Origin of the sequence: uncultured Clostridium sp. (assembly GCF_937920395.1) — a bacterium.
Taxonomy (GTDB): domain Bacteria; phylum Bacillota; class Clostridia; order Clostridiales; family Clostridiaceae; genus Clostridium_AD.
Genome location: NZ_CALEVF010000048.1, coordinates 21422 through 35402 on the forward strand (window position 1 = coordinate 21422; position 13981 = coordinate 35402).

Annotated in this window: 15 protein-coding genes and 1 pseudogene; 7 read left to right on the forward strand and 9 right to left on the reverse strand. The window is 28.9% G+C overall.

Annotated elements, in window-relative coordinates; translation table 11 throughout:
- The first annotated feature begins 53 nt into the window (after positions 1-53).
- Positions 54-1337 (forward strand): helix-turn-helix domain-containing protein, encoded by a 1284-nt coding sequence (locus Q0649_RS05770; RefSeq protein ID WP_298838679.1) that lies wholly within the window; start codon positions 54-56, stop codon positions 1335-1337.
- 356 nt (positions 1338-1693) lie between these two features.
- Here Q0649_RS05770 and Q0649_RS05775 read toward each other — a convergent pair whose 3' ends face one another.
- Together Q0649_RS05775 and Q0649_RS05780 are read right to left on the reverse strand one after the other, a co-directional pair.
- The gene (locus Q0649_RS05775) at positions 1694-2419 is read right to left on the reverse strand and encodes a type 1 glutamine amidotransferase (protein ID WP_298838681.1); all 726 of its coding nucleotides are present in this window, start codon (positions 2417-2419) and stop codon (positions 1694-1696) included.
- 43 nt (positions 2420-2462) lie between these two features.
- Positions 2463-3821, reverse strand: coding sequence for a Mur ligase family protein (locus Q0649_RS05780; RefSeq protein ID WP_298838683.1), 1359 nt, complete (start codon positions 3819-3821; stop codon positions 2463-2465).
- A 196-nt stretch (positions 3822-4017) separates the two neighbouring features.
- On the opposite strand from Q0649_RS05780, the gene Q0649_RS05785 reads away from it, so the two are divergent.
- Positions 4018-4926: a DMT family transporter gene (locus Q0649_RS05785; RefSeq protein WP_298838685.1), complete on the forward strand. Its 909-nt coding sequence runs from the start codon at positions 4018-4020 to the stop codon at positions 4924-4926.
- Between the two features lie 139 nt (positions 4927-5065).
- Complete coding sequence (locus Q0649_RS05790; protein WP_298838687.1) at positions 5066-5890, forward strand: undecaprenyl-diphosphate phosphatase; 825 nt, start codon at positions 5066-5068, stop codon at positions 5888-5890.
- 91 nt (positions 5891-5981) lie between these two features.
- Here the strand turns inward: Q0649_RS05790 and Q0649_RS23045 are convergent, their stop codons facing one another.
- Together Q0649_RS23045 and Q0649_RS05795 are read right to left on the reverse strand one after the other, a co-directional pair.
- Positions 5982-6278, reverse strand: a complete 297-nt coding sequence (locus Q0649_RS23045) for a hypothetical protein (RefSeq protein WP_367179355.1) — start codon at positions 6276-6278, stop codon at positions 5982-5984.
- Positions 6275-7261, reverse strand: a pseudogene (locus Q0649_RS05795) (glycoside hydrolase family 127 protein). The gene Q0649_RS23045 and the pseudogene Q0649_RS05795 overlap by 4 nt, the downstream one beginning before the upstream one ends.
- A 292-nt stretch (positions 7262-7553) precedes the next feature.
- Here Q0649_RS05795 and Q0649_RS05800 point away from each other — a divergent pair.
- On the forward strand, positions 7554-8042 hold the full coding sequence (locus Q0649_RS05800; protein ID WP_298838689.1) for a hypothetical protein: 489 nt from the start codon (positions 7554-7556) through the stop codon (positions 8040-8042).
- 32 nt (positions 8043-8074) lie between these two features.
- Here Q0649_RS05800 and Q0649_RS05805 read toward each other — a convergent pair whose 3' ends face one another.
- Positions 8075-8947, reverse strand: coding sequence for a ComEC/Rec2 family competence protein (locus Q0649_RS05805; RefSeq protein ID WP_298838691.1), 873 nt, complete (start codon positions 8945-8947; stop codon positions 8075-8077).
- Between the two features lie 152 nt (positions 8948-9099).
- On the opposite strand from Q0649_RS05805, the gene Q0649_RS05810 reads away from it, so the two are divergent.
- Complete coding sequence (locus tag Q0649_RS05810; protein ID WP_298838693.1) at positions 9100-9834, forward strand: 1-acyl-sn-glycerol-3-phosphate acyltransferase; 735 nt, start codon at positions 9100-9102, stop codon at positions 9832-9834.
- Between the two features lie 82 nt (positions 9835-9916).
- Here the strand turns inward: Q0649_RS05810 and Q0649_RS05815 are convergent, their stop codons facing one another.
- Positions 9917-10225, reverse strand: coding sequence for a hypothetical protein (locus tag Q0649_RS05815; RefSeq protein ID WP_298838695.1), 309 nt, complete (start codon positions 10223-10225; stop codon positions 9917-9919).
- A 38-nt stretch (positions 10226-10263) separates the two neighbouring features.
- On the opposite strand from Q0649_RS05815, the gene Q0649_RS05820 reads away from it, so the two are divergent.
- Positions 10264-10725, forward strand: coding sequence for a hypothetical protein (locus Q0649_RS05820; RefSeq protein WP_298838697.1), 462 nt, complete (start codon positions 10264-10266; stop codon positions 10723-10725).
- 64 nt (positions 10726-10789) lie between these two features.
- On the opposite strand, the gene Q0649_RS05825 is transcribed toward Q0649_RS05820, so the two are convergent.
- The 3 genes from Q0649_RS05825 to panB all read right to left on the reverse strand — a co-directional run bounded on the left by Q0649_RS05825 (position 10790) and on the right by panB (position 12878).
- Positions 10790-11011: a DUF378 domain-containing protein gene (locus Q0649_RS05825; protein ID WP_298838700.1), complete on the reverse strand. Its 222-nt coding sequence runs from the start codon at positions 11009-11011 to the stop codon at positions 10790-10792.
- 86 nt (positions 11012-11097) lie between these two features.
- A complete protein-coding gene (panC, locus tag Q0649_RS05830; RefSeq protein WP_298838703.1) occupies positions 11098-11943 on the reverse strand; it encodes a pantoate--beta-alanine ligase in 846 nt (281 codons plus the stop codon).
- Between the two features lie 107 nt (positions 11944-12050).
- A complete protein-coding gene (gene panB, locus Q0649_RS05835) occupies positions 12051-12878 on the reverse strand; it encodes a 3-methyl-2-oxobutanoate hydroxymethyltransferase (RefSeq protein WP_298838706.1) in 828 nt (275 codons plus the stop codon).
- Between the two features lie 547 nt (positions 12879-13425).
- On the opposite strand from panB, the gene Q0649_RS05840 reads away from it, so the two are divergent.
- Positions 13426-13797, forward strand: coding sequence for a hypothetical protein (locus Q0649_RS05840; protein ID WP_298838709.1), 372 nt, complete (start codon positions 13426-13428; stop codon positions 13795-13797).
- Positions 13798-13981 lie beyond the last annotated feature (184 nt).

Here is a 13981-nt window from a genome sequence, read left to right on the forward strand (position 1 = left end):
TATTTATGAAAATTTTATAAATGGATTATTCAATTTGTGGATAGGTGATGACAATGAAAATATTATCAACGGGAGAAAAGATAAAAAGAAGTAGAATATATAAAGGATATACACTTAGAGAGATATGTGATGATAAAATATCAGTATCTAAAATGAGTTGTATAGAAAATAATAAGGTCATAGCAGAACCTTGGATATTAGAATTAATTAGTAAAGAATTAGACATAGATATTGAGTATTTAAATGAAAATGTGTTTGAGCAAGTTAAGGGAAATATTAAAATATTAAAGGAAAATGCCTTAAACAATGGTAACGTGGATGTTAAAGATGAGACTTACAAAACTAATGTAACTTATAATTTGGATGTTGCTGAAAAATATAATTATTATGATTTAGCTATTCAATTAATGCACATGTTATTTAATTTTCACTTAGATAAAAAAGATTTTGAGAACACCCAAGCTATTACTTCAAAGTACTATGATTTATATTTAAAAACATCTGTAGAGGATAATAAGTTAACATATTATATAGATATGGCAAGACATCTATACATAAAAGAAGATTTTCTTCAAGCGTCGAGTTATTACCGTAATGTTAGAAAAGGACTTTATGGTAGTGGTAATTTGAATTATAAAAAGTTAATAATAGTCACGTATAGCGAGGCTGCTTGCAATATTAAGCTAGAAAATTATGACCGTGCTTTTGAAGTAGGAAAAAGATTATTAGATTTGGTTAAGCATGTGGATACAAATCTTCGCGCAGCACAGATTTATCATATGTTAGCTGTTTTATCTATAAGAATGAAGAATGGTGATTTTCAAAAATATGAGCAAAAGTCTTATGAGTTATATAAAGATAAGTCGCCTTATAAGGCAAGGGCTATTTTCAACTATGGAGCAACCATGTTTGACTGTAATATGAAAGAAAAAGCAGTTGAATATATAAGCCGGGGGTTAAGTGTATATCCTAGAGACGATAAGGTAGGATTAGTTGAATTTATGCTTGATTGTGTTGAAGAACTTATTAAAAATGATGAGGTGGAGCTTGCACAGCGTATTTCTGATGAAGTATTAAACTATGCGATCAATTTAGATGATATTAAGTTTATAGAAAAAAGTTATTATTTTAAAGCTATTATTCTCGATAGACAAGGAAGCGTATCTAGTGCAGAGATGTACATGAATTTATCTTTAGATTCATTATTAAAGTTTGGGAATAAGAAAGACATATATGCTCGTTATTTAGAAATGGGGAGTATGTACCATAAGTTATCTAATGTGGCTGATTCTATAAAGTATTTTACTTTGGCATTACAACTTGAAAAAAAGATGTAAATTTGGAATTTATCCAAAATTACATCTTTTTTTTAGTTACAACATATGAATTTCTCCTGCATGTCATAAATAAGAGTTTGAAACGTGAAATTCCATTAAGAAATTCTAAACTTTTGCAAATATAAAATACTCTAACACTCACATTCGGCGTTGCCGGTTCGCTAGACTTCCTTTCAGGAAGTCTTACGAGAATTTTACACTTACAAAAGAAGAATTTTAAATGGAATTTCAATGTTTCTGCTCTTCTTATTTGATGCCATTTCCGGCGAAATTCATACCAGTATCTCTTATATATTCATGTAATTTAAGATTTCTGAGTGGTAACACAATAGTTATTAGGCATATTCATACTGGTATTATTTTGAAGTTTCCCTGTTTATTATAAATTCTTTTGCTTTAATTTCTAGAGTATCATCTAAGGATGTTAATGCTACTTCATCATATTTATTGTTTAAGGCAAGTGAAAGTATTCTGTCTGCAAGCTCAGGATTTTTAGATAATAATGAACCATGGAAATAAGTGCAGAAGGTGTTTTTATATACGCAACCCTCGTAACCATCTTCTCCATTATTACCATATCCAACTTCAACTTTGCCAAGAGGTGATAGACCGTTTATATAGGTCCTTCCAGAGTGATTCTCAAAGCCTACATATGTTTCATCAAAAGCTTCGTTGTGAATGACTGTGTTGCCTATAAACCGTTTGTCACCACCTTCAGTGTAAATATCCAAAATGCCAAGACCGTCAACTTTTTCACCACTTGGAGTTGTGTAATATTTCCCAAGTAATTGATATCCACCACAGATGGCTAAAAATACTTTCCCACTTTCTATATATTCTTCCATTGAATCTTTTTTAAGAGTTATTAAATCTGGAGAAACTATAGTTTGTTCATAATCTTGGCCGCCTCCAAAAAAAACTATATCGTAATCTTCTGCTTTAAAATTGTCGCCCATAGATATATTAACAATATTTACTTCAATTCCACGAAGTTCTGCTCTGTGTTTTAGTATTAAAATATTACCTACATCCCCATATACATTCAATAAATCAGGATATAGATGACAAATATTAATTTCCATATTATTCACCTTCTGAATTAGATTTTTAACTATACTAGATTTTTTACCAAATTTTATTTATATAACCTTTAGTGTGTAAAAATTTTCTTAAATTTATCATTGCAGTATAGGTTGCTAGGATATATACTATTTCACCCTTGCAAGATTTAATTTCTTTAAGTAATGTTTCTTCATCGCTGCAAAGAAGGAATGAATCTGATGAAAAACCAGCTACTTTAAGCCTTATTGCCATATCGTATAAACGAATACCTGATATCATAACTTTGTTAACATCAAGACTAGTAAGACGCTCAAAATTTACATCCCAAATCCAAGAAACATCTTTACCATCTGCATAATTATCATTTAAAAGGAGAGATAAGTTTATTTTACGTTTATCAAGATTGATAGTGTTTACAGCTTCGTCATAACCTGCAGGATTTTTAACCAATATTATTTTAACCTCCGTGCCATCAATATTTAGAGTTTCTTGTCTACCAAAGCTACTAGCTACGGTTTTAAGAGAGCTTGCTATAGTATTATCTGGAGTGCCAAGAACCTTGGCTACAGAGTATGCACATAAGGCGTTATAAATATTATAAGTGCCTGGTTGATTTATGTAATATTCTTTATTATTAATAGAAACAGACGAACCACTAGTATTTAGTTCAATAACTTTATCTACGAAGTATGTAAGTTTTGGCCTTTTATATCCACATGAAGGACAATAAAAGTCTCCAAGATGATTGTAGGTTATAAAATTATAACTGTAGGCTGATTTGCAGATTGTACAAAATTTAGCATCTGCATTTATATCTACAGTTTTATTTTCATTAATTTTAGTTTCAAAACCATAGTATATCACTTTATTTGTAAGATTCAAGTTTCCAAATAAAGACTCATCTCCATTAAGCACAAGAGTTGATTCAGGAACTTTTTCAATCCCGACAAGTATTTTCTTTAGAGTTGTATAAACTTCTCCATATCTATCCATTTGGTCCCGAAATAGGTTAGTTATAGTAATTATTTTTGGAGTTATATATTCGGTTACAAATTTTAGATTAGCCTCATCAACTTCTATAACTGCAATTTTTTTCTCAGTTGATTTTTTAAATGAATAATTTGAAATAAAACAAGCAACTATTCCTGTATACATATTTGCACCAGTATTATTGGTGATTACCGGCCTTTTACTATCTTTTATGATGCTATAAATCATACTTGTTGTTGTGGTTTTACCATTAGTACCGGTTATAAGTATAACATCATAATTATTAGCAATTGTTTTCAAAATGTTTTTATCAAGCTTTAAGGCAATTTTACCCGGGAAATTAGTGCCACCTTGAAATATAGACTTTGATAATTTCATAATAAATTTTGAAACTAATATACTGAGTAACGACTGAATTTTAATTTTTAACACATCCTTTGATTGTACTTATGAATTTAATTTTTTATTATTAGTAGAAATCATAATATATTTTATAATTATGATAATACAATTTTATAACATACGAACATAAATGTCTAACCTATTAATGTAACTTATAATTAAATATTGTGGCTTTTTAGGTATGAATTTGTTAGAATATAACTATAACATATAAAATATTAGATTTATGTACTGGAGGTATAATACTATTTTACTTGGCAAAGGGTATATTTATTCGATTTTTTCTGCTATATTATTCGGGAGTGCAGGGTTATTTGTAAAACTAGCTTCTAGTCTTGGAATTGATTCTATAAGTTTATTAACACTTCAATATATTATAGCTGTTCCATTAATGTTTGTAATCATATATATTTTTAATAGGGAGTCCTTTAAGGTAACAAAGGAGCAACTATTAAGACTGGCTGTACTTGGAATTGTTGGAAATACATTCATGACAGTATTTTATTATACAGCCTACAACTATTTACCTATTCAAATGGTGGCTATATTATTATATACATATCCTATAATGGTATTTATATATTCTGCATTATTCAAGAAGAACTCGATAAGTTACATAAAAATCTTCGCTGTGTTTTTGGCATTTTTTGGTTGTATTTTAACCCTGGATATTTTATCAAGCCAGCCTAAGTATTCAATTAAAGGAGTAATATTTGCTTTAATATGTGCAATGTTTTATGCCTTTATGAATGTTTATAGTGAAGAAAAATTACAGGGGATTAGGCCTTTAACAATTAATGCCTACTCAACACTTTTTTCGTTAATAAGTCTTATAATATATAAATTTCCTCTATTTGTTTTTAGAGGTGATATAACTAAAAATCTTTTAATATATACAACGATTCTTGCCATATTTTGTGAAATTATTCCTTTAACATTACTATATGCAGCTATAAAATATATAGGGTCACTCAAGGTATCTATAATAGGAAATCTAGAAATCCCAACTGCTATGTTATTATCATTTTTTATATTACATGAACATATTGCACTTATGCAGATAGTTGGTACTGTATTAGTAATATGTGCAATATGTTTGATAAGAACAAAGAGGACGCTCAAGGAGGAATTATAAAAAGTTGATAAAATTTAATTCGTTAAGTAGTAATAAAAAAATAAATGGATCTATATTAATACGATTTTAATTGTATTTAAGTTACTAATAGATTATAATAAAAAATTACAAATTATTTTTAGAAGGGAGCAGACATTAGATGGATTTAAATATTATATTGGTTTTAAAAGCTATAATAATAGCAATAGTCGAAGGAATAACAGAATTTATTCCTATTTCCTCCACTGGGCATATGATAATTGTGGGAAGTGTTATAAATTTTAAGGGTGCGTTTGCAAATAGTTTTGAGGTAGTAATTCAATTAGGAGCAATTCTTGCTATTATAGTTTTATATTGGGGTAAAATATGGAGCTCAGTTGTGGAACTTTTTAAGCTTAAACCATCAGGTATTAAATTTTGGACTAATATTATAATCGCATTTATACCAGCTGCATTTTTGGGATTTCTTTTAAATGATAAAATAGATGAATATCTTTTTAATCCAGGCACTGTGGCTGTAGGACTAATTGTTGGAGGAATTCTATTAATTATTATAGAAAATAAATTCAGACATAAACATACAACGAAAAGTGTAGATAAAATAAGCATTAAACAATCATTTAAAATAGGTTGTTTTCAATGTTTGGCACTTTGGCCAGGAATGTCGAGATCAGCATCTACTATAATGGGAGGGTGGATTTGTGGAGTTTCTACAATCGCTGCAACTGAGTTTTCATTTTTCCTTGCAATACCAACGATGGTAGGAGCAACAGCACTTACTTTATTTAAAACTGGTATGAATTTTAGTAGTGGAGAAATTATTACTTTGGTAATTGGATTTGTAGTTGCATTTTTAGTGGCAATGCTTGTAGTTGAAAGATTTGTTGCTTATTTAAAGACAAAACCTATGAGGGTATTTGCTATTTATAGAATTGTTGTAGGCGTAGTATTGTTACTATTAATTAAATTTACGATTTTAATTTAAGATGAATCTCTTCTGCGTGACAAACAAATATTGGGTTGCCACGCAGAAGAGATTCATAATAATATTCAAAGTTATTGTATGATTTGTGTTGTCATATCATAAAAATCAAGTGGAAAAGAGGCTGAAATTCTTTTAGACATTCGCATAATTGCATTTTACCAGCATTACTTTTAACTTTAGGGTTAGAGATGACAGACTTAATGGATAAATCAAAGGTTATGCAGATTACATCCATGTGGAACACTCTAGTGATTTTAACATATCCATTTTCACATATCTCATCTAATTTTATATACTCATCATTAACCTTTATTTTAGTATCCTTTGACCAATTTGGAATTCTTAATGCTAATGTAAATTCAGTAGGTTTGTCTACAATTACTTTTATTGTAAATTTATCATTAAAGGATAGTTACCTATTTGTTCTAAGTTAATTTTAGCTGAATTCACTTCTAAATCACTTTTACTTGCTATGTATAAATGATTATAAATGGTGTTATCACATACTGTATAAATATATCCACCTAAAGAAGTTAGTAGTCTAGCTAGATTGGGAGGACAACAAGCACATCCAAACCATTTTTGACGAATAGGCTTTACAGCTTCAAAATCAAGGTTCTTTTCACAAGCTTCGGGTAAAACCTCTAAAGGATTTACATAAAAGAAACTTTTTCCGTCAAGAGACATACCTGCAAGAACTGTATTGTACAAAGCTAAATTAATAATATCTGCATATTCATTACTTGGTTCTATTTGTAACATTTTATTAGCAAAAAATATTAACCCAATAGAAACGCAGGTTTCGGCGTAGGCTGTATCATTAGGTAAATCATAATCGAAAGTGAAAGCTTCTCCAAAGCGGGTTGAACCAATACCTCCGGTTATATACATACGGCATTTCGTAATGTTTTTCCATAATCGTTTACACGCGGCTAGAAGTTCCTCATCTTTTTTTACTAAAGCTACCTCCGCCATAGCTGTTGCTAGATAAACTGCTCTTACAGAATGACCCTCAACATCATCTTGATACTTCGGTTGTTTATGGGCTTGATAATACTTTCTATCATTTAATGTTGGTGCAGGACATTTTTATTTTGACCAATGAGAGACACCTCCATTATTCTCCCATTCAGTATTAAAGTAATATTGATCTTTGCCACGTTCTTCTAGAAAATAATCAGCTAACTTTAAATAGTTTTCATTAGCCGTTACGTGATATAACTTCATTAAAGCGAGTTTAACTTCTTCATGTCCATCGTATCCTTTTATTTTGCCTTCCTCTTCACCAAAAATGGAATAAATATAATCAGCATATTTGTTGATAATATCTAAGAAACGCCTTTTACCAAGATCACTATCTTGGAAGACCATTCCTACATAATTACCTTCTTTTTCACCAGCTGAAATTTTAAAGTTATTTATGCATCCACTTGGTGAAGCATCTTCAATTCTATCGTTAAGGGCTTCTCATTGGTACGGAATTACTACATTTTTAGTAAGATTTCTATAATAACTCCAAATGCTATCTGTTATCTTAATATTTTTTAAAGGTACTTTTTCCATATATACCATCTCACAAAATTATTTATATATATGAAAGTATAGATTATTTTATTTAATTAATGAATTAATAAAAAGGAAAATAGCATGTACAATTGTGCATATGATATATAATTATTTATCTCTTGAAAAAGTAAGAATGTTAAAAGAATGTAGTAGGATAACATATTCAAAATCAATGCCTCATCCAAGTAGAACTATGTTTTATCATGATTTAGCTTATGTTTCAAAAGGACATTTTCATCTTTGCCAAGGAGATGATAAAATTATTGCACAAGAAGCAGATGTGTTTTTCTTAACTGGTAATAACTATCATTTTTCTGATGCAAATAGCCCAAAAGGATCAGAATGTATATTCCTTCATTTTGATATAGATGAGAAGGATTATATTACTTATGAATTACCTTCTAATCCAAATGAGGAAAATATTATTGCTAAAAAAATGTGTATTTCATTATTATTACAATTACTAGTAGAGCTAGAATCTTCAGTATTTAATCCAAACAGTTTTTTAGGAGATGAAATTGTTAATAGGATATTATCTTCTTATTACTTTAAAAGAAATTGCTATTATGTATGGTTTATTCGATGAGTTTCATTTTAGTAAGAGTTTTAAAAATAAATTTAATTTCCCGTAAGTTTCTTTATTTTTGCCCCATCACTTACAAGTACAATAGTTTTATCTATGTCTGTTCTATAGACGATGCAGTTGATTTTTTTGAGCCTATCCAATGTTTCTTTATTTGGGTGGCCATAATCATTGTCAATGCCACAACTTATAATAGCAATTTTTGGAGACACTTTATCTAAAAACTCTTTTGAAGAAGATGTTTTACTACCATGATGTGCAACTTTAAGTACCTGGGCTGATAGATCATAACCATTAGCCATTATTTCATCTTCAGCTTGGGTTTCTATATCACCCGTAAATAAATAAGTTGAATTCTTATAAGTTATCCTTAGGGCAGAGGAGTAGTTATTTACATTATCATAGGTTGTTTTATTTGGCGATAATATAATACAAGTGGTACTTGGACCTAAATTTAAAGAGGTATTTGGTGTAGCTATTTTTATTTTTAGGTTTTTAGCCCGAAGAGCATCAATCATATCATTAAATGATTGAGTAGTTGCTACGGCTTTTGGGGCCCAAAATTCGCCAACTTCAAAGTTTTTGATTACATTTGCCATACCTCCTATGTGATCTTCATGAGGATGTGTTGCAACTATAAAGTCTAGTTTGGTGATATTATTTTTTTTCAAATATCTAATTAATTTTTGCTTTGAATCACTTGTGCCGCTATCAATTAGTAGGTTCTTATTATTAACTTGAATAAGAGTGCAATCACCTTGCCCGACATCAATAAAATGAGTTATCATATTATCTTCTAAGTCTAGGTTAGTTTTTATAGTAGACCTGTAACTTATAGTTACACATACTATAACAAAAATTATTGAAATACAAACTAAGACATATTTTAACCGGGTTTTCTTTGTCATAAAGTTAAGCTCCTATATATTATTTATTTACATAAATGATGTTGCCCAAATGCATAAATAAATATCAATATTATCGGGTAAATTTGAAATAAAGCTTATTAACTAGTATAATTAAATATGTAATTAAATTAAATCATGGAAGGAACAGATATATGAGAACTATATATTTTTATATACTTATTATTACTAATTTGATTTGGATAAACTTTAAGAAACAAAAACTTAACAGAATAAAAAGGAAAATATCTATAAAAGAAGCAGAGGTATACCTATTTAAAGTGGCTACAAATTGGGCTAAGTTTGTATTAAGGTCTGCAGATTTAAATTTAAAAGTTATAGGAAAAGAAAATATACCAAAGGAGGCTTGTCTTTTTGTTGGAAATCACCAAAGTAATTTCGATATACCGGCAATATTAGCTAATATGAATAATATAACGGGAGCTGTTGCTAAAAAAAGCATGATAAAGATACCAATAATGAGTTATTGGATGAAACAAATTCATTGTGTATTTATGGATAGAGAAAATCCAAGAGAGGCGCTTAAGGCAATTGCACAAGGCGTTGAATATTTGAAAAATGGATATTCTATGCTTATCTTTCCAGAAGGAACTAGAAGTAGAAGTAATACTATGGGAGAATTTAAAAAGGGTAGTATGAGGCTTGCGATAAAAGCAGGAGTTCCTATTGTTCCTATAACATTGTATGATACATATACTGCATGGGAAGGTAATAATGAAAAAATTAAGGGCGCAAGTGCTAAGATTATCTTTGGTAAACCCATATATCTTGATGGAATGTCTAAGGAAGAAAAAGCTAATATATCAGATGTAGTACAAAATATAATTCAAAATAATTTGAACAAGGAAAATACGGAAAGAATCGGTTGAATTATCTACTTGGTTGCAGCGTATTAAGGACTTTCATTCTGAAATGTCGTTAATATACTGCTCCTTTTAATTTATATTATAATTAATCATGTCGTTTTGTTATTAGATCTTCAATTATAGATATTTTGTCTTGAAGTAATGTATTTTCGGTTTTTAAATTTAATATGTTATGTTGAACATCTTTATTTTTATGATTTAAAATGTTTATTGCTTGTTGTAATCTCTTGTTTGTATCCACTTTTTCTTTTAGAATAGGACTATAAATTTTATTTAAAGTAAAATTCTTATTGATTAAGAAGTATATTTTATTATAAAATGTTGTAAGATATAATTTGCTACTTTTACCTATATGTTCTAAAGCGTAAATAATCAAGTCTATAAATTTATTCATATATAATCACCTCAACTCTATTCTACCTAAAGAATACTATGAAAGGCAAGGTAATAATAATGGATAAAGATAATAAGAATTATTATTTAGAAAACATGAATCGTAAAATAAAGAAGTTAGACCTTATAAAAGATCAACATGAACTAGAACTAATAAAGCAAAGTAAGTTACTAGAACAGAATAACCTTACTAACAATGGATTAAAATTTACAAATAATATGCTCCGTGATCAGTATAATAGTTTACTTATCTTACTTCAGCAACAGGGAATAATTTTCGAAATGAATTTTATAAAATATACTCCCCACCAATGGGAAAATTTAGTTATAGTAAAAAGGTCTAATGGGTATGAAATTCAATCTAAAGCAGGCACTATGATAATGATGTTAGATAAAAAATATTCTAAAATTATACAAGATGTAAATAAAAAACGAGCACAAAGTTTAATTGTGATAAGAGTGACAGAAAGAATGGCTTTGGTACAATTAAGATTTAACTAAAAATATAAAAGAAGCCGAATTTTTATCCGGTTTCTTTTATATCTTTAATATATTTATTTAGATATTATTTAACTTCAGTTCTGTCTCTGTTGCTATCTCTGTCTCTTCCGAGAAAAGATAAAGCATATAAGCCACATAAACCTACTAGAGCAAAAATAATTCTTGTTAACGCTGATCCAGTACCAAATAAGCTTGACACTAAATCAAATTTAAAGAATCCAATTAATCCCCAATTTATAGCTCCTATAATAACTAATACTAGTGCTGTACCATCTAATGCTTTCATTGTAAACATCTCCTCTTTCATAAAGTCTTGTGATATTATTGTTTACAATTATTTTAAAATTATTACAGTATTAAAAAAATATTTTATTAATCTTCATATATAAAATTATCTATTAATCTTGTTTTTCCAATATATATGGCTATGGCAACAAGAATGGGCTTATTTACAAAATCTATAATATTAAGGGACAAAGTATCTACAATTTCTATATAATCAATCCTTGCCAAAACTTCGGTTTCAATTTGATCCTTTATAATTTTTTTTAGAAGTTTTGATGATTTTTCACCAGTTGACAATGCTTCTCTACATTTAGTTAAACTTTTGTTTAGAATTAAAGCGGCTACTCTTTCTTTTGATGATAGGTAAATATTACGTGAGCTTTTTGCTAGACCATCTTTTTCACGTATAATTGGGCAACCAATAATTTCTATATCAAAATTTAAGTCTCTTACCATTCTTTTTATTATAGCTAATTGTTGAGCATCTTTTTCACCAAAATAAGCTTTATCTGCAGGGATTATATTAAAAAGTTTTGAAACTACTGTACATACTCCGGCAAAATGATTTGGTCTTTTAGCGCCACAAAGACCTATTGCAAGTTCTTTAACACTGACACTTGCTTCTATGTCTTTATAATACATTTCGGTAGCTTTTGGTGCAAATATTAAATCTGCACCAGCACCCTCGCAAATAATTTCATCTTTATGTAGATCTCTTGGGTAAGAATCTAGATCTTCACTAGGAGCAAATTGTATTGGATTTACAAATATGCTTACCACAACTTTCTCATTTTCTTTTGCAGCACGGCTTATTAGACTTGCATGACCTGCATGCAAAGATCCCATAGTAGGAACTAAGGCGATGCTATAACCTTCTTTTTTCCAAACTTTGACTTGATGACGAGCTTCTTTTATAGTATTTATAGTCTTCATATTTTTAGAGGCAATAGTAACATATTATTAAATCATTTCATTCTGAAATATATTTAAAAGTTATTAATGCCTGTTACACTTCCTTTCTTAAGTAAAGTTTAAATATATTAATACAAACTTTTTAAAATTTCATCATTTATTTTAAAGCTGTGTTCACTTGCTGGAAAAGTTCCTTCTGTTACTTCTTTAATATATGATTTAAATCCAGATCTCATTAAATCACCGACGTTTGCAAAGCTTTTTACAAATTTTGGTTTAAAATCTTCGAACATATTTAACATATCTTGATATACTAAAATTTGACCGTCACAGCCACCACCAGCCCCTATTCCAATAGTAGGGATAGTTACTGCATTTGATATAAGGTCTGCAAGTTTTGCGGGTATACATTCAAGCACAATAGCAAAAGCACCTGCAGCTTCTATCTTTTTAGCATCTTCAATAAGTTTTTTAGCATCAATGCTATTGTTTCCTTGGACTTTAAAACCACCAAATATATTAACAGATTGTGGAGTTAGTCCGATATGACCGATAACAGGTATTTGAGCATCAACTATAGCCTTAATTTGAGGACAAACTACAGCTCCACCTTCAAGTTTTACAGCTGCGGCTCCCGCTTCTTGTAGGAATCGCCCTGCATTTTTAACTGCATCATATATTGACGTTTGGTAAGACATAAAAGGCATGTCTCCCACTACAAGAGCGTTTTTAGTGCCGCGAACAACTGCTTTAGTATGATGAAGCATGTCATCCATAGTGACACTTAAGGTATCTTTGTACCCAAGGCAAACCATACCTAATGAATCTCCTACTAAAATACCATTAACGCCAGATTCATCAATAATTTTAGCCATTGAATAATCATAAGCTGTAAGCATTGTTAATTTAATACCTGATTTTTTTGCAGATATAAATGTTGAAACAGAATTTTTCAATTGTTAATCCTCCTAGATTTCTAAATATTATTTAAATGAATATAAAAACTAAAATTTAAGATTTTAGTTTTTATAAAGGAAAATAATTAACTAGTAAATTTAGAAACAGTTAATTTTATAATAAAATAGGGTAAAGTGAGTATGCGATTGCACATGAATTGTTTATATTTAAAAGAATGCTAGAGGTTAAGTCATCTCCTTTGGAGCTGCAACCACTAGTATGATATATTTTCAATTAGTAAATCTAAAAAAACATCTCAGATAACTGAGAGATTGATATTTATGAAGCGCCGTCTCATTCATAAAGATATGAGCAGATAATTTAATTTGCTACGCGAATTAAAATACTTTGCGATTTAATTATTTTTTATAATATGGTAAACAATAAAGTGCAGTTCACAATCGATACTACCCAAAAATATTTTAGCATAAATTTATTTTTAATACAAATATAATTCGATAAATTAATGCATAAACTATTGATAATTATTAGAAAATGTTTGATAATGTATAATATAGATTTATTTATATGAAAGGTGGGATTAATATGAATATCGCCATGCAAATACTTGGCATGATAGCATTTACAATTGTGATTTTTATAATATATTATGGTTTAAAAACTTATTTACTTAATAAAATAAAAATTAATAAGTGGGTAGTTCTTGTGATAGCTATACTATTATTTACAGCTCCTATAGCTTTATGGCCGACTATGCCGGTTTTTGTAGCTAGATATGTAATACCAGGAGTATTTGTTATTTTTGCTTTATGGTTTATGGATTTATCAGGGTTTATGAAGAGAAGAGTTAGTTCTAAATCAAATTATTCAAATACTAGTTATAAAAAAGATAAGAAAAAGGATATAGTTATGAGGCCTAAAGCTAAACCAAACAGAGTTAAAAACAATAAAAAATAATATAAAGGAGTATAAATATCTTATGGAAATTTATACTCCTTTTCATTTAATGAAAATTTGACATTAGTTAAAAAGCTTAGTAATATTAAGGAATATATACATATGATGATTAATATGTATATATATATTTATAGGGGCTTGCAGAATTCAAAAATAAAAACTGTGGATAACTTTTAAGATTTGG